The 24,415-nt window shown below is 60.5% G+C and carries 22 protein-coding genes; 16 read left to right on the top strand and 6 right to left on the bottom strand.

The features are described 5' to 3' along the window. Positions 1–8: 8 nt before the first annotated feature. From GA829_RS36845 to GA829_RS22710, 11 genes are all read left to right on the top strand, one after another. The gene (locus GA829_RS36845; RefSeq protein ID WP_258051839.1) at positions 9–623 is read left to right on the top strand and encodes a DUF930 domain-containing protein; all 615 of its coding nucleotides are present in this window, start codon (positions 9–11) and stop codon (positions 621–623) included. Between the two features lie 162 nt (positions 624–785). After that, a complete protein-coding gene (locus tag GA829_RS22755) occupies positions 786–1,616 on the top strand; it encodes an aspartyl/asparaginyl beta-hydroxylase domain-containing protein (RefSeq protein ID WP_195174878.1) in 831 nt (276 codons plus the stop codon). 233 nt (positions 1,617–1,849) lie between these two features. Next, positions 1,850–3,424, top strand: coding sequence for a hypothetical protein (locus GA829_RS22750; RefSeq protein WP_258051838.1), 1,575 nt, complete (start codon positions 1,850–1,852; stop codon positions 3,422–3,424). A 165-nt stretch (positions 3,425–3,589) separates the two neighbouring features. Beyond that, complete coding sequence (locus tag GA829_RS22745; protein ID WP_195174876.1) at positions 3,590–4,561, top strand: helix-turn-helix domain-containing protein; 972 nt, start codon at positions 3,590–3,592, stop codon at positions 4,559–4,561. Positions 4,562–4,701: 140 nt separating this feature from the next. Further along, on the top strand, positions 4,702–6,219 hold the full coding sequence (adh, locus tag GA829_RS22740) for an aldehyde dehydrogenase (protein ID WP_195174875.1): 1,518 nt from the start codon (positions 4,702–4,704) through the stop codon (positions 6,217–6,219). A 109-nt stretch (positions 6,220–6,328) separates the two neighbouring features. Beyond that, on the top strand, positions 6,329–6,700 hold the full coding sequence (locus GA829_RS22735; RefSeq protein ID WP_195174874.1) for a DUF779 domain-containing protein: 372 nt from the start codon (positions 6,329–6,331) through the stop codon (positions 6,698–6,700). A 32-nt stretch (positions 6,701–6,732) separates the two neighbouring features. Then, the gene (gene crcB / locus GA829_RS22730; protein ID WP_195174873.1) at positions 6,733–7,107 is read left to right on the top strand and encodes a fluoride efflux transporter CrcB; all 375 of its coding nucleotides are present in this window, start codon (positions 6,733–6,735) and stop codon (positions 7,105–7,107) included. 37 nt (positions 7,108–7,144) lie between these two features. Further along, positions 7,145–8,125 (top strand): RluA family pseudouridine synthase, encoded by a 981-nt coding sequence (locus tag GA829_RS22725; protein WP_195174872.1) that lies wholly within the window; start codon positions 7,145–7,147, stop codon positions 8,123–8,125. A 46-nt stretch (positions 8,126–8,171) separates the two neighbouring features. Beyond that, positions 8,172–9,041: a DMT family transporter gene (locus tag GA829_RS22720; RefSeq protein WP_195179777.1), complete on the top strand. Its 870-nt coding sequence runs from the start codon at positions 8,172–8,174 to the stop codon at positions 9,039–9,041. Between the two features lie 12 nt (positions 9,042–9,053). Next, complete coding sequence (locus tag GA829_RS22715) at positions 9,054–9,845, top strand: ATP12 family chaperone protein (protein WP_195174871.1); 792 nt, start codon at positions 9,054–9,056, stop codon at positions 9,843–9,845. 185 nt (positions 9,846–10,030) lie between these two features. Further along, entirely contained in the window at positions 10,031–11,920 is a 1,890-nt protein-coding gene (locus tag GA829_RS22710; RefSeq protein WP_195174870.1) for an MFS transporter, read from the top strand. Positions 11,921–12,012: 92 nt separating this feature from the next. Here the strand turns inward: GA829_RS22710 and GA829_RS22705 are convergent, their stop codons facing one another. Then, complete coding sequence (locus GA829_RS22705) at positions 12,013–12,210, bottom strand: DUF2735 domain-containing protein (protein ID WP_195174869.1); 198 nt, start codon at positions 12,208–12,210, stop codon at positions 12,013–12,015. A 311-nt stretch (positions 12,211–12,521) separates the two neighbouring features. On the opposite strand from GA829_RS22705, the gene GA829_RS22700 reads away from it, so the two are divergent. Then, positions 12,522–13,562, top strand: a complete 1,041-nt coding sequence (locus GA829_RS22700; protein WP_195174868.1) for a glutamine synthetase beta-grasp domain-containing protein — start codon at positions 12,522–12,524, stop codon at positions 13,560–13,562. A 122-nt stretch (positions 13,563–13,684) separates the two neighbouring features. Here GA829_RS22700 and GA829_RS22695 read toward each other — a convergent pair whose 3' ends face one another. Together GA829_RS22695 and GA829_RS22690 are read right to left on the bottom strand one after the other, a co-directional pair. Next, positions 13,685–14,851 (bottom strand): DmpA family aminopeptidase, encoded by a 1,167-nt coding sequence (locus GA829_RS22695; RefSeq protein WP_210337685.1) that lies wholly within the window; start codon positions 14,849–14,851, stop codon positions 13,685–13,687. 50 nt (positions 14,852–14,901) lie between these two features. Next, complete coding sequence (locus GA829_RS22690; protein ID WP_195174867.1) at positions 14,902–15,504, bottom strand: TetR/AcrR family transcriptional regulator; 603 nt, start codon at positions 15,502–15,504, stop codon at positions 14,902–14,904. Between the two features lie 146 nt (positions 15,505–15,650). Here GA829_RS22690 and GA829_RS22685 point away from each other — a divergent pair, with 146 nt between their 5' ends. Then, positions 15,651–17,075 carry an APC family permease gene (locus GA829_RS22685; protein ID WP_195174866.1) on the top strand — a complete coding sequence of 475 codons (1,425 nt, stop codon included), beginning with the start codon at positions 15,651–15,653 and terminating at the stop codon, positions 17,073–17,075. A gap of 609 nt (positions 17,076–17,684) precedes the next feature. On the opposite strand, the gene glnA is transcribed toward GA829_RS22685, so the two are convergent. Next, a complete protein-coding gene (glnA, locus tag GA829_RS22680) occupies positions 17,685–19,094 on the bottom strand; it encodes a type I glutamate--ammonia ligase (RefSeq protein ID WP_195174865.1) in 1,410 nt (469 codons plus the stop codon). A gap of 68 nt (positions 19,095–19,162) precedes the next feature. Then, on the bottom strand, positions 19,163–19,501 hold the full coding sequence (locus tag GA829_RS22675; protein WP_006205430.1) for a P-II family nitrogen regulator: 339 nt from the start codon (positions 19,499–19,501) through the stop codon (positions 19,163–19,165). Between the two features lie 326 nt (positions 19,502–19,827). Here GA829_RS22675 and GA829_RS22670 point away from each other — a divergent pair, with 326 nt between their 5' ends. The 3 genes from GA829_RS22670 (at position 19,828) to GA829_RS22665 (ending at position 23,368) form a co-directional block, all read left to right on the top strand. After that, on the top strand, positions 19,828–21,369 hold the full coding sequence (locus tag GA829_RS22670) for an NAD(P)H-hydrate dehydratase (RefSeq protein ID WP_195174864.1): 1,542 nt from the start codon (positions 19,828–19,830) through the stop codon (positions 21,367–21,369). Further along, positions 21,366–21,887, top strand: coding sequence for a hypothetical protein (locus tag GA829_RS36840; RefSeq protein WP_258051837.1), 522 nt, complete (start codon positions 21,366–21,368; stop codon positions 21,885–21,887). The genes GA829_RS22670 and GA829_RS36840 overlap by 4 nt, the downstream gene beginning before the upstream one ends. Before the next feature lie 83 nt (positions 21,888–21,970). After that, positions 21,971–23,368 carry a hypothetical protein gene (locus GA829_RS22665; RefSeq protein WP_258051836.1) on the top strand — a complete coding sequence of 466 codons (1,398 nt, stop codon included), beginning with the start codon at positions 21,971–21,973 and terminating at the stop codon, positions 23,366–23,368. Between the two features lie 10 nt (positions 23,369–23,378). Here GA829_RS22665 and waaF read toward each other — a convergent pair whose 3' ends face one another. Continuing rightward, positions 23,379–24,389: a lipopolysaccharide heptosyltransferase II gene (waaF, locus tag GA829_RS22660; RefSeq protein ID WP_195174863.1), complete on the bottom strand. Its 1,011-nt coding sequence runs from the start codon at positions 24,387–24,389 to the stop codon at positions 23,379–23,381. Positions 24,390–24,415 lie beyond the last annotated feature (26 nt).

Raw genomic sequence — 24,415 nt, 5'->3', positions numbered from 1 at the left:
CCACCGTCTTGCTCCACACGCTGCTGGCGGCGACACTGGCCCTGATGCCGCTACCCAAGCGCCCGAAACGCATGGAGGAGGAGCGGGTGTCGGTCGACATCCTGACGCCGCAGCAGTTCGAGGCGGCAACCAGGCCGCCACCGGTCCTGGCGGCACCTCCCACTCCGCAACCCGAGATTCAAGCTGCACCAACGCCGCCTCCAAGCGCTCCAGAACCGCAACTGCCCAAGGCGCCCGCCATGATTCGCCCGACGCAAATGCTGTCGGCAAAAACCCTGGCCGATCCGCGTAGCAGGCAGGCGCGCGCGGATCTCAAAACCTTCGCCGCCGACGAGCGCATGGTGCAACTGTGCAATCTCGAAGCCATGGACCAGATCCGGCGGTGGCGGGCGGACTATCAGCCCGAACGGGTGGTGCCCTATGCTACGGCCGAAGAAAAGATCGCCGGTACGACGATCGCCGCCAACGGTGCGGCTTTCCGCAGCCGTAAAAACTGGTACGGTCTGAGGTTCAAATGCCAGCTCGCGCAGGACGGCGAAAGCGTCATCGGCTTTGAATTCCTGGTCGGCGACCCCGTGGCTAGGGATAAATGGGACGAGCTTGGCTTGCCGGCGGTGCATTGACCTGATGCCGGCGGGCTCCACCAGGCAGCCGCAAGGTCACGATGCAGTGGCCGTTGTGTGGCGACCCAAAAAACCTTATCAAGGCGCACGGCCGGGCGGTGGTCGTTGCCAAGATTTTGGCGCATCTCAATCGCAACAGGATCGCGCTCAGCGCGTGGAAAAATGACAAAAACCCTTCGCAAATCCCTTCGCAAGTTTGCCATCGCCATTCCATTGCTAGCTATTGGCTTCTATTTCATCCCGATCATCACCTCGGTTTTCATCGTGCTCGGCCTCATCGATGTGCTGCGCAACGACCGCAAGGATCTGTCGCTTTTCAGCGGCTATTTCCTCGGCAACGGCATTTTCACCTGGCTGCTGTCGCCATTCAATTTGCTTGTCGATCTCTTGTGCTACCGAAACCCGGGTGTCTGGAAGCTGGAACAGTTTCCGGCCGACTATCAGCGCGAGGTCAATGAAGTCCTTGATGTCTTCAAGGCACGCAAGGACGAGATCATCGCTGATATCGATGCCAATTTCGGCACCGGCCGGCGCGGCATGTATGTCTACCAATGGTACGGCAAGCACCGGATCGACAACGTCGCCGAGTTCAACAAGGATTTCAAATACATCAAGACGATCGCCGTTTCCGTGTTCAGCAAGCGCGAATCGACCTCATGGCACTTCGGGCCGCTTCGGCTGAGCCTGCGGATTCTCTACAATCTCGTGCCGGTGAAATCAGAGATTTTCGTCGAATGCGGCACCGTCAAGAACTACTGGTACGACAATCCGCTGTTCATCTTCGACGACACTCTGCTGCATCGCTCCGTCAACGAATATGACGGGCGTCGCTACTGCGTGTTCATGGATATCATCCGTCCGTCCCCGGTTCCCAGCCTCATCGCCGGGATGCTCGCCATTGTTTCGGTGAGCGTCGAACGCATCAACTCGATGTTCTACAAGAACTGGAAGATGATCGGGTCGACCAAGCCGAAGAAGGTTGAAACCATCTGAGCTGAAAGCTCTTTTGCTGCCGGCTCCGGCGTCGGAGCCGGCAGCACTTGGCCTGAGATCTCATCCTCGCGGGCTGCCAGTCCAAGGCCCCTCAATCTGCATTCCGATGTGCGTTAATTCATCCTGGATATTGCTTCGCGGATGATATCGATTGAAAAGGACGTATGTTGGGGTTTTGGACGAAGACATATCTTTGCAGCGCGTTGATAAGCATTGTTCTATGCGCGATATACGTGAGCATTGAGCAGAACGTATATTATTGGGATTTTATTGCTTACCACGATAGCTTTAATCAGCTGGGAGCGCTTTTGATTGAGAGCCCGATCCAGGCGCTGATCAAGCTGAAGAATTCCATCGAAACGGACGACTATGGCATGGCGATCTTGGTGCCGCTGATGCCGTTTCAGATACTGTTTGGAGGCTCAAGGCTTTCATTCATCGTTGCGGTGGTCACGATATACCTAATTCCCACCGCCCTTTTCGTGGCAAGACTGAGTTACCTGGAAGCCGTCACCACGACACAGCCATCCCGGGGCTGGCTTGCCGTATGGATCGCTGCCCTTCTCTACACTCCATTTTGGGCGGCTACGCTTCGTGGGTGGCCAGATATTGCCGGTTGCCTTGCACTTCTTGCCGCGACCTATTTTCTATGGAAACCAAGGTTCCTCACTCGCGAGCCGGTAATCAGCGGAATATGCGTTGGCGTGTGCTTGTGGTTGGCATTCATGCTGCGCCGCTGGTACGCCTACAGCGTGGTGGGGCTTTTGATTTCCGCGGCATTGTTTTGCTTGTTGCAGGCTGCAAGGGATCGAGAATTCTCAACGCTCTGGAGGGCTGCGTTAGGGGCTGCCTGCGCAATTTGCGTCATTGTCGCTGCCGCATTGACTTTCCAACTGCCTTTGATTTCCAAGATTTTGGCTACAAACTATGGTGATCTCTACAGCGGGTATAGGACGAATTTCGCCTCCCAGATCGATCAGTTCGGAGCCCGGCTGAGCTATGCAAACTGGCTGTTGATCGGGACCGGCCTCTACCTTTCCATCACGCGTCGCAATAGATTTTCCTTGTTTTGTGCGGTGGCCTCCGCACTGACTTTCTTGCTTTTTGTCCGCACGCAGGACCCGGACCGTCACCATTCAATGCCAATGTTCCTTTGGCTCTTTCCTGCCTATGCCCAGGCAATTGTCGCGATCGTTTCCATGCCGGCGCTGAGATGGCGCTGGGCGAACGCGGTCATGGTCGTCGTAGCTGGCCTTGCGTTTTTGGGTGCGTTTTTCCCAATGGGCCGCCAGCTTCTATCACCAATAAGTTATTTTTTTGCCAGGGAAGCGACGCTTCCTCTTCATCTTGACAATCTTGCGGAATACAGGCGCCTGGTCGATGATCTTGTTAAGAAGGGCGGAACTGGCGACAGTTTCTCAGTATTTGCGTCGGGCGCAATAATGAGCGATTCACTGCTACTCAGCATGAACCCAGTTCTTTATAATTATGTGATCTTGTCTTGCCAGATTGACAGCCGTGATCAGTTTCAGCCTGAATCTTTGAAATCGAAATACATTGTTGTAACCAACCCTCCCATTATCCACCGGCAACCGGACGCGCAGATCTGTGTGACATTGCCGGACCAACACATCGTCCAAGGGACAGGCATTGGCGCCGCGTACAGGCGCATTACGACATATCAGCTGTCCGGCAACGTGACCGGCTACCTTTATGAGCAAGTGCGACCGGTCAGCAAAACCGAAATCGACGCCCTGTACAGCGAGTTCAGGGAGAAATATCCAAGCTGGACAACGCCTGAGTGGTGACGATCATGGCTGTGGGCTTGGGCTGGCCGCTCTTCCCCGCAACCCTTGCACCATCGTCCTATAGCGCCGTCGCGCTGCGATCCTCTACAACTCCGACAATGGATATATCTTAGCGGATATAACGCTGCTTTGAGTTGGAAGCGACATTCGCCTTGGGAGGATGAGGTGAGCGGACGGCAGCCGACTGGCCATCATGCGGATTTTATCCAGGCTTCCATCGCCAGCAGCGATGCGGCCCGCTCGGCATTGGTCGCCTCATGGCGGCGCTCGCTGACATTGCATGGCCTCGATCCGGCTGAGCGAAAGGCGACGCGACGACTGACCGAAGGCGAACTCCGGCATGCTCGACAACGCATAGAGCCATTGCTGCGCGCTGCGGATGCTAGCCTCGACCGCCTTTATCTCGCAGTCGGCGGCATTGGATGCTGCGTGCTGCTTGCCGATCGTGAAGGCATTCCGCTCGAACGCCGCGGCTCTGTCGCGGATGACGACACGTTCGATGAATGGGGCTTGTGGACGGGCACCGTCTGGAGCGAGGTCTCGGAGGGCACCAACGGCATCGGCACATGCCTTGCCGATCAGCGCGCGCTGACGATCCACCGCGACCAGCATTTCTTCTCGCGCAACACGCTGCTCAGTTGCACCACCGCGCCGATCTACGATCATGAAGGCAATCTGGTGGCGGCACTCGATGTGTCGTCATGCCGGTCGGACCTGACCGAAGGCTTTGTCAATCTGATCGCTATCGCGGTGGGCGATGCGGCGCGCCGCATCGAGGCCGAGAATTTCCGTCTGGCGTTTTCCGGCGCCCGCATCCTGCTGGCGCCGGTGGCTGAGCGCAGCGCCGGGGCCTTGATCGCCGTCGATGCCGACGATCTGGTGATCGGAGCGACACGCTCGGCCCGTCTTGCTCTCGGCATCACGCAACAGACCTTGGCCAAGGGGCTTCCTGCCGCGGACATCCTTGGCGGTTCGGCAAAGGCAGCTGAAGACCTGGACGAGGCGGAGCGCGGCGTGGTTCAGCGCGCCATCGCACGCGCCGATGGCAATGTCTCGGCGGCCGCCAGCAATCTGGGGATTTCGCGTGCCACCTTGCATCGCAAGCTCGCGCGCTTCGGCATCCGCCGTCCGCACTGAGTTTGAGGTCGGCAGCTGTCGCATATCTGCGACAGTCGGCTCCAGCGAGTGGCAAACCCGGGCTGACAAGCCGCCACTCATCCGCAACTCTCCCCCACGACGCGCCGCATCCCGTGGTGCTGCTTCTTGGGAGGAAGACGATGAACAAGGTTGAATTTTCGCGCACGGCCAAGGTTCCCTTCGCCAAGCGCTATGACAATTACATCGGCGGCAAATGGGTCGCCCCGCATTCCGGGAGATATTTTGAGAACATCTCCCCCGTCACCGGCCGACCACTGGGCGAGGTCGCCCGCTCCGATGCCAAGGATATCGAAGCGGCGCTCGATGCCGCGCACAAGGCCAAGGACGCCTGGGGCAGAACGAGTGCTGCCGCACGCGCGCTGATCCTCAATCGTATCGCCGATCGTATGGAAGACAATCTCGACCTGCTGGCGCTCGCCGAGACCTGGGATAATGGCAAGCCGATCCGCGAGACGACCGCCGCCGACCTGCCACTCGCCATTGATCATTTCCGCTATTTCGCCGGCGCCGTGCGCGGCCAGGAAGGCGGCATCTCCGAGATCGACCACGATACGGTTGCCTACCATTTTCATGAGCCGCTTGGCGTCGTCGGTCAGATCATTCCGTGGAATTTCCCACTGCTGATGGCCGTGTGGAAACTGGCGCCCGCGCTCGCCGCCGGCAATTGCGTGGTGCTCAAGCCCGCCGAACAGACGCCCGCCACCATCATGCTTTGGGCTGATCTCATCGGCGACCTGTTGCCTGATGGCGTGCTCAACATCGTCAACGGCTTTGGCCTCGAAGCCGGCAAGCCGCTCGCCTCGTCAAACCGTATCGCTAAGATTGCCTTCACCGGCGAGACCACGACCGGCAGGCTGATCTCGCAATATGCCAGCCAGAACCTCATCCCGGTGACGCTCGAACTCGGCGGGAAGTCGCCCAACATCTTCTTCCAGGACGTGACCGCGGAGGACGACGATTTCTTCGACAAGGCGATCGAGGGCTTCGTCATGTTCGCCCTCAACCAGGGCGAGGTCTGCACCTGCCCCAGCCGGGCGCTGGTGCATGAGAAGATCTACGACAAGTTCATGGACAAGGCGCTGAAGCGTGTCGAGGCGATCGTCCAGGGCGACCCTCTCGATCCGGCAACGATGATCGGTGCCCAGGCATCGAGCGAACAGCTGGAAAAGATCCTGAGCTACTTTGACATCGGCCGCCAGGAAGGTGCCGAAGTGTTGACTGGTGGCGAACAGAACCATCTGCCGGGAGATCTGGCTGGCGGCTATTACGTCAAGCCGACAGTGTTCAAGGGCCACAACAAGATGCGCGTCTTCCAGGAGGAGATTTTCGGACCGGTGGTCTCGGTGACGACCTTCAAGGATGACGATGAGGCACTGTCGATCGCCAATGACACGCTCTACGGCCTTGGCGCCGGCATCTGGAGCCGCGATGCGAACCGCTGCTACCGCTTCGGCCGCGCCATCCAGGCCGGCCGCGTGTGGACCAACTGCTATCATGCCTACCCGGCGCATGCGGCGTTTGGCGGCTACAAGCAATCGGGCATCGGGCGTGAAAACCACAAGATGATGCTCGACCACTATCAGCAGACCAAGAACATGCTGGTCAGCTACAGCCCGAAGAAGCTCGGCTTCTTCTGATCGCCTCCCAGGCTGCGGCGCCCGCTCCTGACATCAGGATTGGGCGCCAGCCGCTGGTGGAACGCGGCCTGTGTGGCGACGTTCCGATTACCGGACGATGGAGGACGGAATGCTAGACAAGATCTCGCTGGGAAAAGTTTCGGCCACGCCGGCGGCCAGAAGCTTTCTGGCGGAAATCATCGCGGACCATGGGCCGGTCCTGTTCCATCAATCCGGCGGCTGTTGCGATGGTTCCTCGCCCATGTGCTATCCCCGCAATGATTTCATGGTCGGCGACAATGACGTCATGCTGGGGGAGATCGACGAGACGCCGGTCTACATCAGTGCTTCGCAATTCGAGGTGTGGAAACACACTGACCTGATCATCGATGTGGTGCCGGGCAGGGGCGGCATGTTCTCGCTCGACAATGGGCGTGAGAGACGGTTTCTGACGCGTTCGACGGTCTGTGTTGTTCCAGTTGCGGGAGGCGCAAGGGATTGACCGGCACGCCCCTGCGGGGGCACTAAACGGGAATGTTCAATCTGCTTCTCGTTGTGGTTGGTGGTGGCATCGGCGCCGGCATCCGCCATCTCACCAACATCGGCGCGCTGCGTCTCGTCGGCCCCAACTATCCCTGGGGCACGATGGTCATCAACATTATCGGCTCCTTCGTCATGGGCGTGTTCATCGCATCTCTGGTGCGGCGTGGCGGCTCGAACGAGCTCAGGCTGTTTGTCGCCACCGGTATTCTCGGCGGCTTCACCACTTTCTCCGCTTTTTCGCTCGATTTCGCGACGCTTTGGGAGCGCGGTTCGACACTTCCGGCACTCGGATATGCGCTTGCCAGCGTCATTGGCGCCATTATCGCCCTGTTTCTGGGTCTTTGGCTCGCAAGAAGCCTGCCTTAGTGCTATGGCCCCGCTTTGAAACGGGTAAAACGAGATAATGGCAGGCGTTGAACAGATAACAGTGGAGGCTGGCGAGGCGGGTATGCGGCTCGATCGCTGGTTCAAGACCCACTTTCCGGGGCTTGGTTTCGGCCACCTGCAGAAGCTGCTGCGTTCCGGCCAGATCCGCGTCGATGGCGGCCGAGTCAAGGCCGATACCCGCGTCGAGCCGGGCCAGATGGTTCGCGTCCCGCCGCTCGAGGTGGACAAGAAGGGCGAAAGCGCGCTGACCGGTTACTCGATCCGCAATCAGGGTGATGCCGACGTTCTGGCGAAGATGCTGATCCATGAGGATCCCAAGGTCTTTGTCTTCAACAAGCCTGCGGGTCTCGCCGTTCAGGGCGGCTCGGGCGTTACCCGCAATGTCGACGACATGCTGGAAGCCTGGCGCAGCCAGAAGGGCGAGAAGCCGCGGCTGGTCCACCGGCTCGACCGCGACACCTCGGGCGTGCTGGTTGTCGCACGCACCCGGCTCGCCGCCATGAAGCTTTCCGAGGCGTTTCGCGCGCGGGAAACCAAGAAGACCTACTGGGCGCTGGTCAAGGGCGTGCCGCCCAAGCGTGAGGACAAGATCTCGACCTGGCTGATTAAAGAGCCGACGCCCGACGGTGACCGCGTGCGCGTTGCCAACCATGGCGAAAAGGGCGCCGACCACGCCGTGTCTTACTACCGCGTCATCGAGCAGGCGGCCCAGACGATGACCTGGCTGGAGATGGAGCCCTATACCGGCCGCACGCACCAGCTGCGCGTCCATGCGGCTTACATCGGCTGCCCGATCATCGGCGACCCCAAATATTTCGAGGCCGACACCAACTGGGACTTTCCAGGCGGCCTGCAGAACAAGCTGCATCTGCATGCACGGCGTATCATCATCCCGCATCCCGACAAGGGTTTCATTGATGTCACCGCGCCGATGCCGCCGCACATGCGCCAGAGCTGGAATCTGATCGGATTCGACGACGCCAGCGCGGAGGATTAAGTTGAGCAGCGCCGCCGATACACTCGATCGCCGCGATACGATCGATATGGCGGCCGCTGCCATCATGGTCGGCCTGACCTTTTCCTGGGGGCTGAACTACGTCGCCGCCAAGATCTCCTATGCCGGCTACGATCCCGTTTTCCTGTCGATCGCCCGCTCGGTCATCGGCGGCCTATGCGTCGTCCTCTGGTGCCGGTGGCGCGGCATCGCATTGTTTCGTCGTGACGGAACACTGCTGGCCGGCATTGCCGTTGGCGTTCTGTTCGGCATCGAGTTCCTCTGCCTCTATGTCGGCCTGGAGCACACGACGGTTGCCCGCAACACGCTTCTGGTCAACACCATGCCGTTCTGGATGCTGGTCGGCGGCCATTTCCTGCTTGGCGAGCAGATCACGTTGCGCAAACTGCTTGGCCTGCTGCTCGCCTTCGCCGGTCTTGCCTCGGTTTTTTCCGACAAGCTTAGCGGCGGAGACATGCTATTTGGCGACCTGTTGAGCCTCGGCTCCGGTTTCTTCTGGGCCGTCACCAATATCCTCATCAAGCGATCGAAGCTGGTCGAGGCGAGCGCCGAGAAGCTCTTGCTCTATCAACTCGCCGGCGCGGCCGTTGTCGGTATGCTGGTCCTGCCTCTTGCCGGTCCGGCTATTCGCGATCCTGCCGTGCTCCCGACATTGGCGCTGCTTTTCCAGGCGGTCTATATCGTCGCCTTCACCTATGTTCTGTGGTTCTGGCTGTTGCGCCGCTATCCGGCATCAGGTCTGTCCAGTTTCACCTTCCTGTCGCCGGTTTTCGGTGTGCTTTGTGGCGCGCTGTTCTTGAATGAGCCGCTGACCATTCGCATTTTCCTGGCGCTTGGCCTCATTGCCGCCGGCCTGATCATCGTCAACCGGCCGGCGCGCAAGCAGGTGCCGGTGTGAGAGAGAATTTCCATGCGTGATATCCTAAACGATCTCGAAGCCGGAAAGCAGCTGTCCGACCCGGATCCAGTGCGCCGCGCCCAGATCCAGATGAAGACACACTTGCCGAAGCGCTTCTACAAAGCCGCCGCGGTGGCGCTGGTCGAAAACGGCTTTGCCGTGCATCTCGACGGCAAGCCGGTGCGCACGCCAGGCAAAGCGCTGCTGGCGCTGCCGACGGAAAAAGCGGCAACGCTTGTGGCCGATGAATTCGCCGCGCAAGGCGAGACCATAAATCCGGTGACGATGCCGGTCATGCGTCTGGTCAACACCGCCATCGATGGCGTTGCCAGCGACCCGCAGGCAGTGCTTGAGGACATCCTGCGCTTCGCCTCGTCCGATATGCTCTGCTACCGCGCCGACGCACCGCAAGGGCTGGTAGAGCGGCAGAACCAGCATTGGGACCCGGTGATCGACTGGGCGAGGGCGGTTCTTGGCGCGCGCTTCAACCTCGCCGAAGGTATCATCCATGTCGAGCAGCCGCGCGAGACCATCGCTGTGCTGGGTGTCCACCTCAGCCAACGTGCGGAGCCGATGCGGTTGGCTGCCATTCACGTAATGACATCGTTGACCGGGTCGGCACTGCTGGCGCTAGCGGTCGATTTCGGCGAACTTGATGCGGAGGCCGCATGGGCCGCCGGTCACGTCGACGAGGATTGGCAGATCGAGCAGTGGGGACAAGATGCCGAGGCCGTCGCACGGCGCTCCGCCCGCAAACGCGACATGATGGCCGCTGCAAGTGTTCTTGAGGCACTCAAGAACTAGCAGTCGACTGCCAAAATTTATTTTGCACCGCACCTAATACCAAAGTCATAATCCCAAAGGCGCTCTGCCGTTGGCGGGTGCTTTCTGTCATTTTTTCCGTGATGGCTGCTTTGAGTCCGCGTTCGGAGGAGAACGGGAATTCTAACGCGCAGCATCGAGGGAAAGTCTCACGGGAGGACACATCAATGGCTATGGCATCGACCGCCGGCGGAGCAAGCCGCGGCATGACGCGGGAGGAGAAGAAAGTCATCTTCGCTTCCTCGCTCGGCACTGTTTTCGAATGGTACGATTTCTATCTCTACGGTTCGCTCGCGGTGTTTATCGGCTCGACGTTTTTCAGCCCAACCATTCCAGAAGCGACGCGCAACATCTTCGCGCTGCTGGCCTTCGCCGCCGGCTTCCTGGTCCGCCCGTTCGGCGCTCTGCTCTTCGGCCGTATCGGCGACCTTGTCGGCCGCAAATATACATTTCTTGTCACCATGACGATCATGGGCCTGTCGACCTTCCTGGTCGGCCTGCTGCCCGGCTATGCTACCCTTGGCATCGCGGCTCCGGTGATCCTGATTATCCTGCGCATGTTGCAGGGTCTGGCGCTCGGTGGCGAATATGGCGGTGCGGCCACCTATGTCGCCGAGCACGCGCCCGACAATCGACGCGGCTACTACACCTCGTGGATCCAGACGACGGCCACGCTCGGTCTGTTCCTGTCGCTGATTGTTATCCTGATCGTGCAGGCCTCCCTGAGCAAGGAAACCTATGCTGCCTGGGGTTGGCGCATTCCGTTTATTGTTTCATTCCTGCTGCTCGGCATATCGATCTGGATCCGGCTGTCGCTTTCGGAATCGCCGACGTTCCAGCGCATGAAGGACGAGGGCAAGGGCTCCAAGGCGCCGCTGACGGAAGCCTTCGGCCAGTGGAAGAACGCCAGGATTGCGCTGCTGGCATTGCTCGGCCTCACCGCCGGTCAGGCCGTGGTCTGGTACAACGGCCAGTTCTACGCGCTGTTCTTCCTCACCAACGTCCTTAAGGTCGATGCGCAATCGGTGAATATCATGATCGCCATCGCGCTGGCGCTCGGCTCGATATTCTTCGTCGTCTTCGGCTGGCTCTCCGACAAGATCGGCCGCAAGCCTATCATCATGGCGGGGCTCGCCTTGGCGATCGTCTGCACGTTCCCGCTGTTCAAAGCCTTGACATGGGCCGCCAATCCGGCACTCGCCAAAGCCCAGCAGAGCACGCGCGCGACGGTAACCGCCGCACCTGGAGACTGCAGATTCCAGTTCAATCCGGTGGGTACGGCGAAGTTCACAACGTCATGCGACATCGCGACTTCGTTCCTCACCAAGAACTCGGTCCCTTATGACGTGGTGTCGACGGCTGCGGCTGGAACGGCTGCTTCAGTCAAGATCGGCAATGAGACGGTGAATTCCTATGACGCCATCGCCGCCGGCGATCAGGCCAAGGCCAAGGACGCTGCTTTCGTCAAGGCCGTCAACATGTCACTGCAGGACGGTGGCTATCCACTGAAGCGTGCCGCGATCAAGGTTACGGACCAGAAGCTTGATGCGTTTGTCGCGGCCAATCCGGAATTGAAGCTTGATGCCGCCGCCATTCGTGCCGGCGAGAAGGCAACGGTTCCGGCGGATCAGGCGATCAAGGACAAGCTGCTGACCGCCGACGAGGCGGCAGGAGCGCCCGAGGTCACCGTCTATAGCATCCCCGGTGGCGGTGCCTTTGCCATGTTCGCCGATTCGGCCGCAATCAACTGGCCGATGACAATCGGCATCCTGTTCATCCTGGTCCTGTTCGTGACCATGGTTTATGGGCCGATTGCCGCGATCCTGGTCGAGATGTTCCCGACTCGCATCCGATACACTGGCATGTCGCTGCCTTATCACATCGGCAACGGCTGGTTCGGTGGCCTGCTTCCGGCGACCGTCTTCGCGCTCAGCGCCTACAAGGGCGATATCTACTATGGTCTCTGGTATCCGGTGGTCATCGCCGCGATGTCGCTGGTCATCGGCATGATCTTCGTCAGGGATACGCTGGGAACTGACCTGAACACCAAGCAGTAATCACCTAGTGCTCCATGGAAAAAACCCGGCGCGAGTGATCGCGCCGGGTTTTTCAATTCTTGGCCCGCAAAAAAGGGGATCGCGAAAGAGGACTAGCGTTTTCGCTCCTGCTCCGCTTGCTCTATGGCTGCCTCGTGATACCAGCCGTCGCCGAAATCCGCGCGAACACCGCGCAGCGAGGCAAGCTCTGCCGCGAATTTAGCCTTGCCGCTCAAATTTGAGGCAGAAGCGCGGACTGCCACCGGGAACATCAGAATTTTTGCCGACGGACGGGCGGAAGTGACTTCCATTGTCGGGCTCCTTTCCTCTGTCGAACCGTGTTGATTCAACTCTTCCCAAACATAGGTTCTGCAATCGAGTTAGGCAATATGCCTACCAAAAGATCAGTATTTGCCTAATATTTGTGCTGTTTGCAAATGTGGCCGATCCAAACGCATTGCTTAGACCGCTTGGCGGTTTTGCCCTGAAGTGACCGTCATTTTTGTCGCACCCATGATTGGCGGAGTGGCACACGAATTGCATTTTATGAATTGGCAGGCCGCTGCTGGCGGCGGACGCATGTCAGCGCCAGTGTTCGGTGAACTAGCAACGAGAGGTTAGAATGACGAAGTACAGGCTCGAGTACATCTGGCTCGATGGATACACCCCGGTCCCCAACCTGCGCGGCAAGACGCAGATCAAGGAATTTGCAGAGTTCCCGGCGCTCGAGCAGCTGCCGCTTTGGGGCTTTGACGGTTCGTCGACGATGCAGGCCGAAGGCCACAGCTCCGACTGCGTCCTGAAGCCCGTGGCGGTCTATCCGGATCCCGCTCGCACCAATGGTGTGCTGGTGATGTGCGAAGTCATGATGCCCGATGGCGTGACGCCGCATGTTTCCAACAAGCGCGCCACGGTTCTCGACGACGAGGGCGCCTGGTTCGGCTTCGAGCAGGAATATTTCTTCTACAAGGATGGCCGTCCGCTCGGCTTCCCCGAGACCGGCTACCCTGCGCCGCAGGGCCCTTACTACACTGGTGTCGGTTATTCGAACGTCGGCTCAATCGCGCGCCAGATCGTTGAGGAGCATCTCGATCTATGCCTCGCGGCGGGCATCAACCATGAAGGCATCAACGCCGAAGTGGCCAAGGGCCAGTGGGAATTCCAGATTTTCGGCAAGGGCTCCAAGAAGGCCGCCGACCAGATGTGGATGGCCCGCTACCTTCTGCAGCGCCTGACCGAGAAATACGAGATCGACATCGAATATCATTGCAAGCCGCTCGGCGACACCGACTGGAACGGCTCGGGTATGCACGCCAACTTCTCCACCTCCTTTATGCGCGAAGTCGGCGGCAAGGCCTATTTCGAAGCGCTGATGGCGGAGTTCGACAAGAACCTGATGGATCACATCGCCGTCTATGGCCCGGACAATGACAAGCGCCTGACCGGCAAGCACGAGACAGCGCCGTGGAACAGGTTCAGCTATGGCATCGCCGATCGCGGCGCCTCGATCCGCGTGCCGCATTCCTTCGTCAACAACGGCTACAAGGGTTATCTGGAAGACCGCCGTCCGAACTCGCAGGGCGACCCCTACCAGATCGCTTCGCAGATCCTGAAGACGATCGCATCCGTGCCGGCCAGCGCACAGGTTTCGGCCGCCGCATAGGTTCGGTTCACGGGGCGGGCCTTGGCCCACTTCGAAGGATTTACCTCCCAAGAGAAATCCCGGCGCTGTTGCGTCGGGGTTTTTTGTCGGAGGTGTACGGCTGGACGAAACGATGTGTTTGGTCAGCCGGAGATGACGCCGCGTGCTTTCAGCGCCGCCACGACCTTGTCATGCGGCAGCGCCGGGCTGCGGTTGCCATCGCGGCCGATCATGTCGTGGTTGGCGACAAGTGCATTGAGCACGGCTTCCTCTGTCGCCTGGACAACCGCCGTATAGAAATCGTCCATCCGCCCCCATGGGATGAAGTCCATGTGGCCGTAGCTCTCCTCGGTGGCGGGTCCTTGTGGAAAGCGGCCGTTCAACGCATCGGGATTGGCGTTTGAGACGGCGAGGAAAATATCGCCGGAAAAATGCGAGCCGCTGGTGCCCGTGCGGGCGAGGCCGAGCGGCACGCGCCGCGCCAGCGCCTTGCACTGCCCAGGCAGCAGCGGCGCATCGGTGACGACAATGCCGATACAGGAGCCGGCGCCTGTCGGCTGGCCGCTGAAGAAGGATTCTATCGGGTTCTCGCCAGCGAGCTCATTGCCAAGCGGTACCCCGGCGATGGTGAGTTCGTGGCGCGAGCCGAAATTGGTCTGCAGGAAGACGCCGACCGTGTAGTCGCGATGGCCGTAGCCGACGACACGCGAGGCGGTCCCGGAACCGCCCTTGAAAGCGTAGCAGTTCATGCCCGTGCCGCCGCCGACCGAACCTTCCTCGATACTCCCGCCGGCAGCACTGTCGATCGCCGCCATGGCGTGGTCGACGGTGACGTGCGAACCGTTGATGTCGTTGAGGTAGCCGTCCCAGGTCTCGCCCACCACCGGCAGCAGCCACTGGCTGGTCATTTCAGGCTTGTTGCGCGCCACCCAGTCGATGACGCCGCGATGGCAGGGGCCGACCGCATGGGTGTTGGTGATCAGGATGGGCAGGCTGAGGCTGCCTGCTTCCTCGATCCATGACATGCCGGTCATTTCGCCATTGCCGTTGAATGAATGATAGCCGGCTGCGCAAGCGAGACCGACGCCCTCCCGGCCAAGCGGCAGGATCGCGGTTACGCCGGTGCGTACTGGCCCAAGGCCGAGATTGAGCTTGCCGTCGCCCTCGATGATCGTCGAATAGCCGACGAGAACACCTTCCACATCGGTGACGGCATTGGCTGGCCCGGGCTTGCCCCGGAACGGAATCCCCAGCGCGCGGGCACGTTGCTTGCCGGCGGGCGTCATGTTGAGAACGGCGCGTTGGTTCATTGCGGTAAGATATCCTTCCGTGGGGCCGGGCCGGGCCGTGAGTGCTGGGCTCAGCCGAGGCGGCAGCCGGTCGCGAGTTCGGCATAGTTGGTGAGAATTGTCAGAGCAGCCTGTTGGTCGACCGCCGGAACGATGTTGGTAAGGTGAAGGCCAAGCCCGTCCTCGAGCACCACCAGACTGCGAGCGATGGTGTCGCTGCCTGCTTGCAGCTTGAACACGCCCGTGGCTGCACCGGCTTCGAGGATGCCGATATAGATCGCCACCTGTCGCTCGAACAACGTGATGTGGCGGGCCGCGTAGCTTGCGTCGGAACGCGAATAGGCGCCGAGTTCCAGCAGGAGTCTGCAGAGCTGGTCGTCCTTGTCCGTTGGCAGCCCGCTCTCGATCATTGCCTTCAGCCGCGACCGGGGATCGGCGATTGCCGCGACCGAGGCGGCACGCAGCGTGCAGAACCGTTCGACCGCCTTGCGCTGCACATCGTCCAGCAAGTCCTTCAGCCCAGGGTAGTAGTAGAGCAGGGCGCTTGAACTCATGCCCGCCTCGCTGGCGACGTCACGCAAGGTGACGCCGGCGAGCCCGCGCTTGGCGATCATCGATTCCGCGGCTGTCACCAATGTCAGGCGGCGGTCGGTCTGTGTTTTGGGTCTGCCCATCTCATTTCCTGAATTCTATTCAATTAAAAACTGGCATACGAAATTTTGCAAGCCTCCGTACGCCATATTCGTTGACGCTTTGTCATCCTGTCGATAGGTTCCGCTGCGGAGGATAATTTTTATCTGATTAAAAAAAGGGGAGGACAATGTCTACAAACGAAGCCACAACTGGGGCAACAGCCAAAGCCGCGCCCACCGCCAAGGGACTGGACCGGGCGCTCAACGCGCTGGGCACGCTCATGATCGTGCTGTCGGCGGTGACGCCGGCATCGTCGGTGTTCATCATCGTGCCAGGCGTCATCGCCCTGGCCGGCACGGGCTCATTTCTCAGTTTCGTCATCGCGGCCGTCATCGGCCTGTTCATGGCGTTCGTCTACGCGGAACTGTCGTCGGCCTATCCCATGGCCGGTGGCGAATACACGATGATCGGCCGTACGCTCGGCCGCTTCTGGGGATTTGTCACCTTGGTTCTGGTGTTCGTCTCGATCGTGCTGATCGTGGCGGTTATCGCGCTTGGGGTCGGCACCTATCTCGGCGTTCTGATCCCCAATCTCAGCCCGGAATGGGTGGGCGTGGTGACAATCGCGCTGGCCGGAACTGTCGCGGCGATGCGGATCAAGCTCAATGCCTTGGTCACCGGCATATTCCTGGGCATCGAGATGTTAGCGCTGCTGATCTTGACCGGTCTTGGCTTCGCTCATGTCGAACGGCCGCTGAGCAGCCTGTTCACGGCGCCTCAACTGCTCGATCCGGCCACCAACGCGCTGGTTCCGGCATCGGCAGGCATCGTGATGGCGGCGACTGCCGTGGCTCTCTTCGCCTACAATGGCTACGGTGCCGCCGCCTATTTCGGCGAGGAGACGCATGACGCCAAGCGCAACATCGGCAAGATCGTGGTGTGGGCACTGCTCATCACGGTCGCTGCCGAACTGATCCCGCTAACCGCCGTGTTGCTTGGTGCTCCGGATCTCGTCGCCTTGCTCGCCGCACCGCAGAAGATCGAATATTTCCTTGAGGCCCGCGGCGGTCATGCACTCACGGTTCTGATCAGCCTGGCGATTGCCGTTGCCATTTTCAACGCGGTGATCGCGATCATCCTGCAGGCAGCTCGGCTGCTGTTCAGCTCTGGCCGTGACAAGACCTGGTTCGGCCCTATCAACGCCGCTGTTGCTTCCGTCCATGGCAGCTACGCGTCGCCTTGGGTCGCGACCATCGTGGTGTCGGTACTGGCGGCGCTCGCTTGCTTCATCGACATCAACCTGCTGCTGGTCGTCAGCGGCACGTCGCTGGTGGTGATCTACGCCTTGCTGTGCGTCGGCGCGTTTATCGGCCGCCGCAACGGCACCACCAGCGGCGGCCATTACCGCATGCCGCTGTTCCCGTTGCCGGCGATCCTGGCCTTCGTGGCGCTGATCTATGTCGCTTACCAGAACCTGCTTGACGCTGCCTTTGGCCGCCCGAGCCTGATTGCCACGCTTCTGATCATGGTCGTGGCGGCGGTCTATTATGTGCTGGTTCTGGCCAGGCGCGCGGACTGGACGCTGCATGGACCTGATGAGCTTGCAGAGTAGATAACGTCCCTCCGACTGTCTGCTGTTGCAAGAACCCCGGCCCAGGCCGGGGTTCTTTTTTGCGGGCTCTGAGAGGTTCCGGCAAAATGCACCCAGAAAAAGTCAGACAAATAGGGGCGGATGCAATTCTGGGGATGTGCGGTTCTCCCGGACGCCTTTGTCACGGGTGCCGCTTCGGAAAAGCCCGGAAAACCGGCTGTTTTGGTGCTGTTTGCATCAACGAACTTGTCGATAAGCAATTGTTCAGACAGTGAAATCGACTATCCATCGCCTTGCCGTGGCGTTGACAGATCGCAGTGCAGCATGCGTATTCAAGCTCTTGGGGTTACGCATCGCGGTGTTGTCGGGACGGGGCGGGGTTTCGTTAACGATAGCACGGGCGCCGGACGAGCGGACATTGCAGCCTGAGGCAGTGTACCGCTCGCTCCTGGCTTGATCTTGCTGGCCGAGGCAGCACCGAACGGCTGTTGCCGTGCTTCTACAAAAAATCAAAGAAAATGAGAGACGGCCGCAGCGCGGTCGATCAACCATTGCGCATGCCGGACGGCAACAAAAAACCCTTGAGAGGTTCGGATAAACCTCTCAAGGGTTTTGATATCAGGCTGAATATCAGACCGAGTAATACATGTCGTATTCGACCGGATGTGGCGTCATTTCGAAGCGCATCACCTCAGCCATCTTCAGCTCGATATAGCTGTCGATCTGGTCATCATCGAAGACGCCGCCGGCTTTCAGGAAGCCGCGATCCTTGTCGAGGCTCTGCAGCGCTTCGCGCAGCGAACCGCAGACGGTCGGGATCTTCTTCAACTCCTTCGGCGGCAGGTCGTACAGATCCTTGTCCATCGGCTGGCCGGGATGGATCTTGTTCTTGATGCCGTCGAGGCCGGCCATCAGCAGCGCGGCGAAAGCGAGGTAGGGGTTCGCGCCCGGATCGGGGAAGCGGACCTCGACGCGCTTGGCTTTCGGCGAGTTGCCGAACGGGATGCGGCACGAAGCCGAACGGTTGCGTGCGGAATAGGCGAGCAGCACGGGCGCTTCATATCCCGGCACCAGGCGCTTGTAGGAGTTGGTCAGCGGGTTGGTGAAGGCGTTGATAGCCTTGGCGTGCTTGATGACGCCGCCGATGAAATACAGGCAGGATTCCGACAGCCCGGCATATTCGTTGCCGGCGAAGGTCGGCTTGCCGTCCTTCCAGATCGACATGTGGACGTGCATGCCCGAGCCATTGTCCCCGAAGATCGGCTTCGGCATGAAGGTTGCCGTCTTGCCATAGGCGTTGGCGACCTGATGCACGACGTATTTGTAGATCAGCATCTTGTCGGCGTTACGAACCAGCGCGTCGAACTTGATGCCGAGCTCGTGCTGGGCGGCAGCCACTTCGTGGTGATGCTTTTCAACCCGTACGCCCATCTCGGCGAGCACGGTCAGCATTTCGGAGCGCATGTCCTGGGCGCTGTCGATCGGCGGCACCGGGAAGTACCCACCCTTGACGCGCGGGCGGTGGCCAAGGTTGCCGGTCTCGTAGTCGGTGTCGTCATTCGACGGCAGTTCGGTCGAGTCGAGCTTGAAGCCGGTGTTGTAGGGATCGGCCTTGTACTTGACGTCGTCGAACACGAAGAACTCGGCTTCCGGGCCGACAAAGATGGTGTCGCCGATGCCTTCGGCCTTCATGTAGGCTTCGGCCTTCTTGGCGGTGCCGCGCGGATCGCGGTTGTAGGATTCGCCCGAAACCGGATCGAGGATGTCGCACAGGATGACCATGGTCGACTGGGCGAAGAACGGGTCCATATGGACCGTCTCGGGGTCGGGCATCAGCACCATGTCGGACTCGTTGATGGCCTTCCAGCCGGCGATCGACGAACCGTCGAACATGACGCCATCGGCGAACATGTCTTCTTCGACTTCGATGACATCCATCGTCACGTGTTGCAGCTTGCCCTTCGGGTCGGTGAAGCGCAGGTCGACGAATTTAACGTCGTTGTCCTTGATCTGCTTCATGATGTCTTTGGCTGTCGTCATGTCATTTATCCCTGTGTGATGACGTTTTTTGGTGATGACGTTTCAAGAGGAGGTCTTGGCCCGAGGCGTCAGACCGCGTCCATGCCGGTTTCGCCGGTACGGATACGCACGACTTCCTCTATGTTGGAAACGAAGATTTTTCCGTCGCCGATGCGCCCGGTCTGAGCCGCCTTGCGGATGGCTTCGATCGCGCCTTCGACAGCATCGTCGCCGAGCACGACTTCGATCTTCACCTTGGGCAGAAAATCGACGACGTATTCAGCGCCGCGATAGAGTTCTGTGTGACCCTTCTGGCGGCCGAAACCCTTGGCCTCGGTCACGGTGATGCCTTGCAGTCCGGCTTCCTGAAGCGCTTCCTTCACTTCGTCCAGCTTGAATGGCTTGATGATCGCTTCGATCTTTTTCATGTAAAAAGTGGCCTCCACTGCCAAAAAAACGGGTTGTGAGCCCCCGCTTGCGCATTCTTCAAGCACGAACTGTGCCAGTTGAAGGGATTCGAAGCGGTGTCAGGCGATTTCAATAGCATGCCGCGTCGAGATGTGAATTCGCGTCATTCGCTGCATGGATGCGTCACGGCAACCTCGACCCTGCATAGGGTCAGCCCTGGCGGCTGCCCAATAATTAGGCATATCGCGCATTTAGCAGGCAGTCGATCGCTGGCAACCCATCTCTTCCCCGTTTGCTTTCGAACCGGAAACTGGACAATGCTTTATCGAAGGCGGATCGGCAATCCATGACCCATGAACTTCTTTCTCCGGCGCAGATGAGCGAGGCTGACAGGCTGGCTACTGACGCCGGTCCATTCGACGGCATCGGCCTGATGCGCAACGCTGGCGCGGCGGTCGCCGCTGTTGTGCTGGCCCGATATCCCCAGGCGACACGCGTGCACGTGCTGTGTGGTCCCGGCAACAATGGCGGCGATGGCTATGTCATAGCCCGCTTCCTGGCGGCCAGTGGCGTTGACACGGCGGTGTGGGCCTCTGGGTCCCCAAGACCGGGAACGGATGCCGCGCTTGCAGCGGCGGAATGTCCGGTCAAAGCACGGCCATTGTCGAATTTCGTGGCCGAGACCGGCTCGCTCGTGGTCGATGCGCTTTATGGGGCAGGACTGTCCAAGCCATTGTCTGGCGATGATGCGAAAGCCGTGGATGTCGTGACAGCTATGCGTCTGCCTGTGGTTGCCGTCGATCTGCCGTCCGGCGTCTCCGGCGTCAGCGGTGAAATGCTGGGCAAGGCGTTTCGCGCCGAAATCACCGTCACTTTCGCGCGAAAGAAGCCCGGCCATTTGCTGCTGCCGGGACGAGAACAGTGTGGTGAAACCGCGCTCGCCGATATTGGCATCGGTGACGGCATCATCGCCCTGCTTGGCGTGGCGACCTTCGAGAATGCGCCAGCCCTGTGGCTGCGGGAATTTCCCGTGCCGGCGGTGGACGCACACAAGTACAAGCGTGGTCATGTCGGTGTCTTTTCAGGCGGCCCTGGTGCTACGGGTGCGGCGCGGCTGTCAGCCATGGCCGCCGCAAGAAGCGGGGCGGGAGCGGTGACCGTTCTGTCACCGGCCAACGCCATGCAGACGAATGCCGCGCATCTGACATCGATCATGCTGCGCGAGGCGGGCTCGCTTGAAGAGGTGCAGGAATTCCTCGCGGCGCGGCATCCCGAATCCCTGGTGTTTGGACCGGGGCTCGGCCCCAAACCCAAAGTGGGTGATTTTGCCTTGCGGTTGATCGCGGCCTTGGCGGATGGTGCATTACCTCCGCCTTCAAACCATCGAAGCGCGATTGTGCTCGATGCCGATGCCATCACATCACTGGCGCATCAGCCCGAGGCATTTTTCGAAGCCGCCCGCCAGCAGGGTGCTCCGGCCCTGGTGATGACGCCACATGAGGGCGAGTTCGGCCGGCTTTTCCCCGACATTGCGGCGGACAAAAACCTGTCCAAACTGGCCAAGGCGCGTGCCGCGTCAGCACAAGCCAACGCCGTCATCGTCTACAAGGGTGCCGACACGGTGATCGCGGCACCAGATGGCACAGCCGCGATCAATGCCAACGGCGCTCCTTGGCTGGCCACCGCCGGCTCGGGCGATGTCTTGTCAGGCATCATTGCCGGCCTGCTGGCACAAGGCATGCCGCCGTTCGAGGCGGCATGCGCCGGGGTATGGATCCACGCCGAGGCCGGCAGCCGGTTTGGACCAGGGCTGATCGCAGAAGATTTGCCTCTAGCGCTGGTCCCGGTGCTGCGCGAGCTCTTCGACGCGCGCAAGGCCGCTGAATGAGCCGCGCCCTGGCGCTGCTGCTGGCCACCCTCGCTGTCGTCTTCACGGCATCGGCGGTGCGAGCCGAAGGTCCGGTGACGATTGTCGATGATCCGTCCGTGCTCGCCGTGCTGGATGCCAAGGGCTTTGGCTTTGCCCGCATTTTCAGCACAGCAGGTGAAGGCGATCTGAAAACCCTGTACGACACCGCACGGGCCTATCATGCGATCGTTGAGACCGTGGCATCGGACGTCGCCGCGCTGCGGGCCGAAATGAAGGCTGGCGGGCGAACGCTCTATGAGGTCACCGACGGCAATGTCGGGCGCGTCATGGACATGCGCTGGCTGAAGACCGAGGCCGCCCGGTTCCGGCTGGTTGGCTTCGTCAACCGGCTCGATCGGCGCGATTTCGCCGCGGTGCGAGGCGACAAGGGTTGCGGTGAGGTGCGCTTTGTCTATCGCCTTGCCTACAGCTTTCGCAAGAACGGCAAACAGCTGGCTTCGCGCTGCCGTTCAATTTCAACGCCGTCTATTCGGTAGCCCCCGATGCCGATGGCGGCTGCACGGGCGTCGCCGGGCGCTGGACCCCACAGCTCGACGAAACGGTCGATGCCGGCTGGCTGATGGGTGGGCCGATCGAAAGGAGTGGGCTGGCTTTCAAGCAGCTCGAGCTTAACGCACAGGTGGTGCGGTTCCCCTCCGGTCAGGAAACCGAGTTTGGCGGCCAGGCTGCCTATCTCATGCGCATTTTCGGAATAGATGGCGCTGTGGTCAGCGAGAAGCCGCTGGAAAACACGCCTGATACGGCCCGGCTGTCGCAGGATGTGGCCTTGAAACAGAGGCTCGCGGACTATGTCAGAGCAAATGTCACTGCCGTCGATCTCGGCGTCTACGAAATCCCTGACGAGTTCCTGGCCAGGAAGGTTATCTCGTGGTCGACCTTCGGCAGCGCGCGACAGGCGAACCATCCATTCACGCCGCTTTTCGAGCCGAAGGATTTCGCCGGCCTCGACTATTCGGCACTGAAGCTGGTTCGCAGCCCGGAAGCGCTGGTCGAAAGGCTCGACAATGGCGCCTGCCAGGGCTGTCATCAGGCCGGTTCGACCGCCGGTTTCCATTTCATTGGGCGCGATGACAACACGACGTCACCGCTCAACCGCATCGAGGTTGGCATCTCGCCGCATCTTCATGCCGAGATACCGCGCCGCCAAGCTTGGCTGCGGGCGACCGTCGAAGGCAAGGAGCCGAACCGCTTCCGGCCACTGTCCTTCGCGCCGCCGGCTGACTGGACTGCTGCCGGCTCGGTCGAATACGCGCCAGCCGAGATGACAATGCCGTGCCTGATGCCGGAGGATGCTGCCCGCTTCGGTCCAACCTGGCAGTGCGGCGGAGGCACGGTCTGCACGCAGCTGACAGCGGCGTCGGGTGTGAGGACAAAACTGGCGCAATGCCTGCTGCCCAAGGACAGCACGGAGATGTTTTCCGGTCATCCCTGCCTGACCGGCTCCATCGCCAGCAACGCGGCGCGGCCTTTCAACGACCGCTACAGCATCACGGGCCAATTCGCGGCCTTCGCGCCGCAGGCGTCGCGCACCGCTTACACCTGCCGCCCGCCCAAGATCGGCGTGCCGGCGGGGATTGCCTACCGCGGCTGCGACGACAAGGATCGTGCTTTCGCCAGCTTCAAAGCCGGCAAACCGATGCCGAATGAAATCTGCGGCCTGGTCGGCGGCAAGAAATTCGACATCTGCGTGGCCACCAATAATTTCGACCAATGCCTCGGCGGCGCCGTCAATCGTGGCAATCGGCCGGCTTGTTCGGCCGATCATTTCTGCCGTGAGGATTACATGTGCCAGTCGCTGCCGCCCGACACGCCCGGCATCGCCAAGGTCAAAGGCATCGGTTTCTGCTCACCGACCTACTTCATCTTCCAGATGCGCATCGACAACCATGCGACGCCGTGGGCGAGTAGCGCCCGCGCCACCATGGGCGCCGGTTTCGGTGCGGCGCAAGATGAGTGAATTCTGTCGATTATGGGCCGTAGCGGTCGGCGTACAGGCGCGCCATGGCATCGAGAACCTGATTCACGCTGACGCCCAGCGCGCCTTGCACCCGGCTTGGCGTTGAAATCGGTGGTTCCACCAGCCGGACATCGTGATTGACCGGGCTGCCTTCGTAGGAACAATTCGACCGGAAGATCAGAACGCTGGGAACGCCAAGGGCGCCGGCTGCGTGCGCCGGGCCACCATCGACGCCGAGGAACATGGTCGAAGCAGCGATCTGGCACATCGTTTCGGTGAGCGACGATTTGAAATGGGTCGCTTCCGGGACCGCGGCCATGATCTGTTCGGTGGCCTCGCGCTCACGCGTGGCGCCGATGATCCAGATTGACCAACCACGCCGGGCATAATCCCTGGCGATCGAGATGAAACGGTCGATCGGCCAGGCCCGCCGGTCGTCAAGCCCGGATGTATAAATCGCCAACGCGGGTTTTACCGGGTCTACGCCGTTCCGGTGGCGCCAGTCGTTCACCTGTTCCGGAGTGACAATTAGCCGGGGCGCCGGCCATCCCTCCACAGGGACGGGCTCCCTGGCGAGGGTCGCGATATCGCAGACCTCTTCATAGAGACGCAGATGCTGCGTGCCGAGATTGAGCATTTGACGCAACCAGTCGGCCGGGAACCGGTTGACCAGGCCGAACTGGAATTCTCGGGGGTAGCCGATGCGTTCGGGTATGCGCGCCATCCATGGCGCAAGCCCGGCCTTGGTGGCGCTCGTCAACAGATAGGCGGTTCCATACTTCTCCTGGCGCAACTCGCGGGCCAGCCGATAGCGGTCCGCGAGCCCCTGCAGCAGCGGCTTCTTGTCCAGCGTCCAGGCTTTCCGGACGTTCGGCATCAGGCCAGCCAGCGGCGCGGACATCGACGACGTGATGACATCGATCGGACGATCAGGAAATTTCTGGGCAATGATCTGGATGGCCGAATGGCTACGAATGAAATCGCCGATCGCCGGGAAGCTGACTACGAGGATGGGGTCCAACAAGTGATGCCTTTTTGATCAGAAAT

It is taken from the genome of Mesorhizobium sp. INR15, assembly GCF_015500075.1.
Classification (GTDB): Bacteria; Pseudomonadota; Alphaproteobacteria; order Rhizobiales; family Rhizobiaceae; genus Mesorhizobium.
Note: the sequence above shows the minus strand (reverse complement) of the source record. Positions and strands in the feature narration are given on the sequence as shown.

Excerpts from the sequence above, each read along its gene's own strand:
- GA829_RS22690 (WP_195174867.1), bottom strand. The coding sequence starts at position 15,504 with ATGGGCAGACCCAAAACACAGACCGACCGCCGCCTGACATTGGTGACA.
- adh (WP_195174875.1), top strand. The coding sequence starts at position 4,702 with ATGAACAAGGTTGAATTTTCGCGCACGGCCAAGGTTCCCTTCGCCAAG.
- GA829_RS22670 (WP_195174864.1), top strand. The coding sequence starts at position 19,828 with ATGACCCATGAACTTCTTTCTCCGGCGCAGATGAGCGAGGCTGACAGG.
- GA829_RS22700 (WP_195174868.1), top strand. The coding sequence starts at position 12,522 with ATGACGAAGTACAGGCTCGAGTACATCTGGCTCGATGGATACACCCCG.
- GA829_RS22735 (WP_195174874.1), top strand. The coding sequence starts at position 6,329 with ATGCTAGACAAGATCTCGCTGGGAAAAGTTTCGGCCACGCCGGCGGCC.
- GA829_RS22720 (WP_195179777.1), top strand. The coding sequence starts at position 8,172 with ATGGCGGCCGCTGCCATCATGGTCGGCCTGACCTTTTCCTGGGGGCTG.
- GA829_RS22685 (WP_195174866.1), top strand. The coding sequence starts at position 15,651 with ATGTCTACAAACGAAGCCACAACTGGGGCAACAGCCAAAGCCGCGCCC.
- GA829_RS22755 (WP_195174878.1), top strand. The coding sequence starts at position 786 with ATGACAAAAACCCTTCGCAAATCCCTTCGCAAGTTTGCCATCGCCATT.
- GA829_RS22710 (WP_195174870.1), top strand. The coding sequence starts at position 10,031 with ATGGCTATGGCATCGACCGCCGGCGGAGCAAGCCGCGGCATGACGCGG.
- GA829_RS36840 (WP_258051837.1), top strand. The coding sequence starts at position 21,366 with ATGAGCCGCGCCCTGGCGCTGCTGCTGGCCACCCTCGCTGTCGTCTTC.
- glnA (WP_195174865.1), bottom strand. The coding sequence starts at position 19,094 with ATGACGACAGCCAAAGACATCATGAAGCAGATCAAGGACAACGACGTT.
- GA829_RS22715 (WP_195174871.1), top strand. The coding sequence starts at position 9,054 with ATGCGTGATATCCTAAACGATCTCGAAGCCGGAAAGCAGCTGTCCGAC.
- GA829_RS22665 (WP_258051836.1), top strand. The coding sequence starts at position 21,971 with ATGGGTGGGCCGATCGAAAGGAGTGGGCTGGCTTTCAAGCAGCTCGAG.
- GA829_RS22725 (WP_195174872.1), top strand. The coding sequence starts at position 7,145 with ATGGCAGGCGTTGAACAGATAACAGTGGAGGCTGGCGAGGCGGGTATG.
- crcB (WP_195174873.1), top strand. The coding sequence starts at position 6,733 with ATGTTCAATCTGCTTCTCGTTGTGGTTGGTGGTGGCATCGGCGCCGGC.
- GA829_RS22695 (WP_210337685.1), bottom strand. The coding sequence starts at position 14,851 with ATGAACCAACGCGCCGTTCTCAACATGACGCCCGCCGGCAAGCAACGT.
- GA829_RS22705 (WP_195174869.1), bottom strand. The coding sequence starts at position 12,210 with ATGGAAGTCACTTCCGCCCGTCCGTCGGCAAAAATTCTGATGTTCCCG.
- GA829_RS22675 (WP_006205430.1), bottom strand. The coding sequence starts at position 19,501 with ATGAAAAAGATCGAAGCGATCATCAAGCCATTCAAGCTGGACGAAGTG.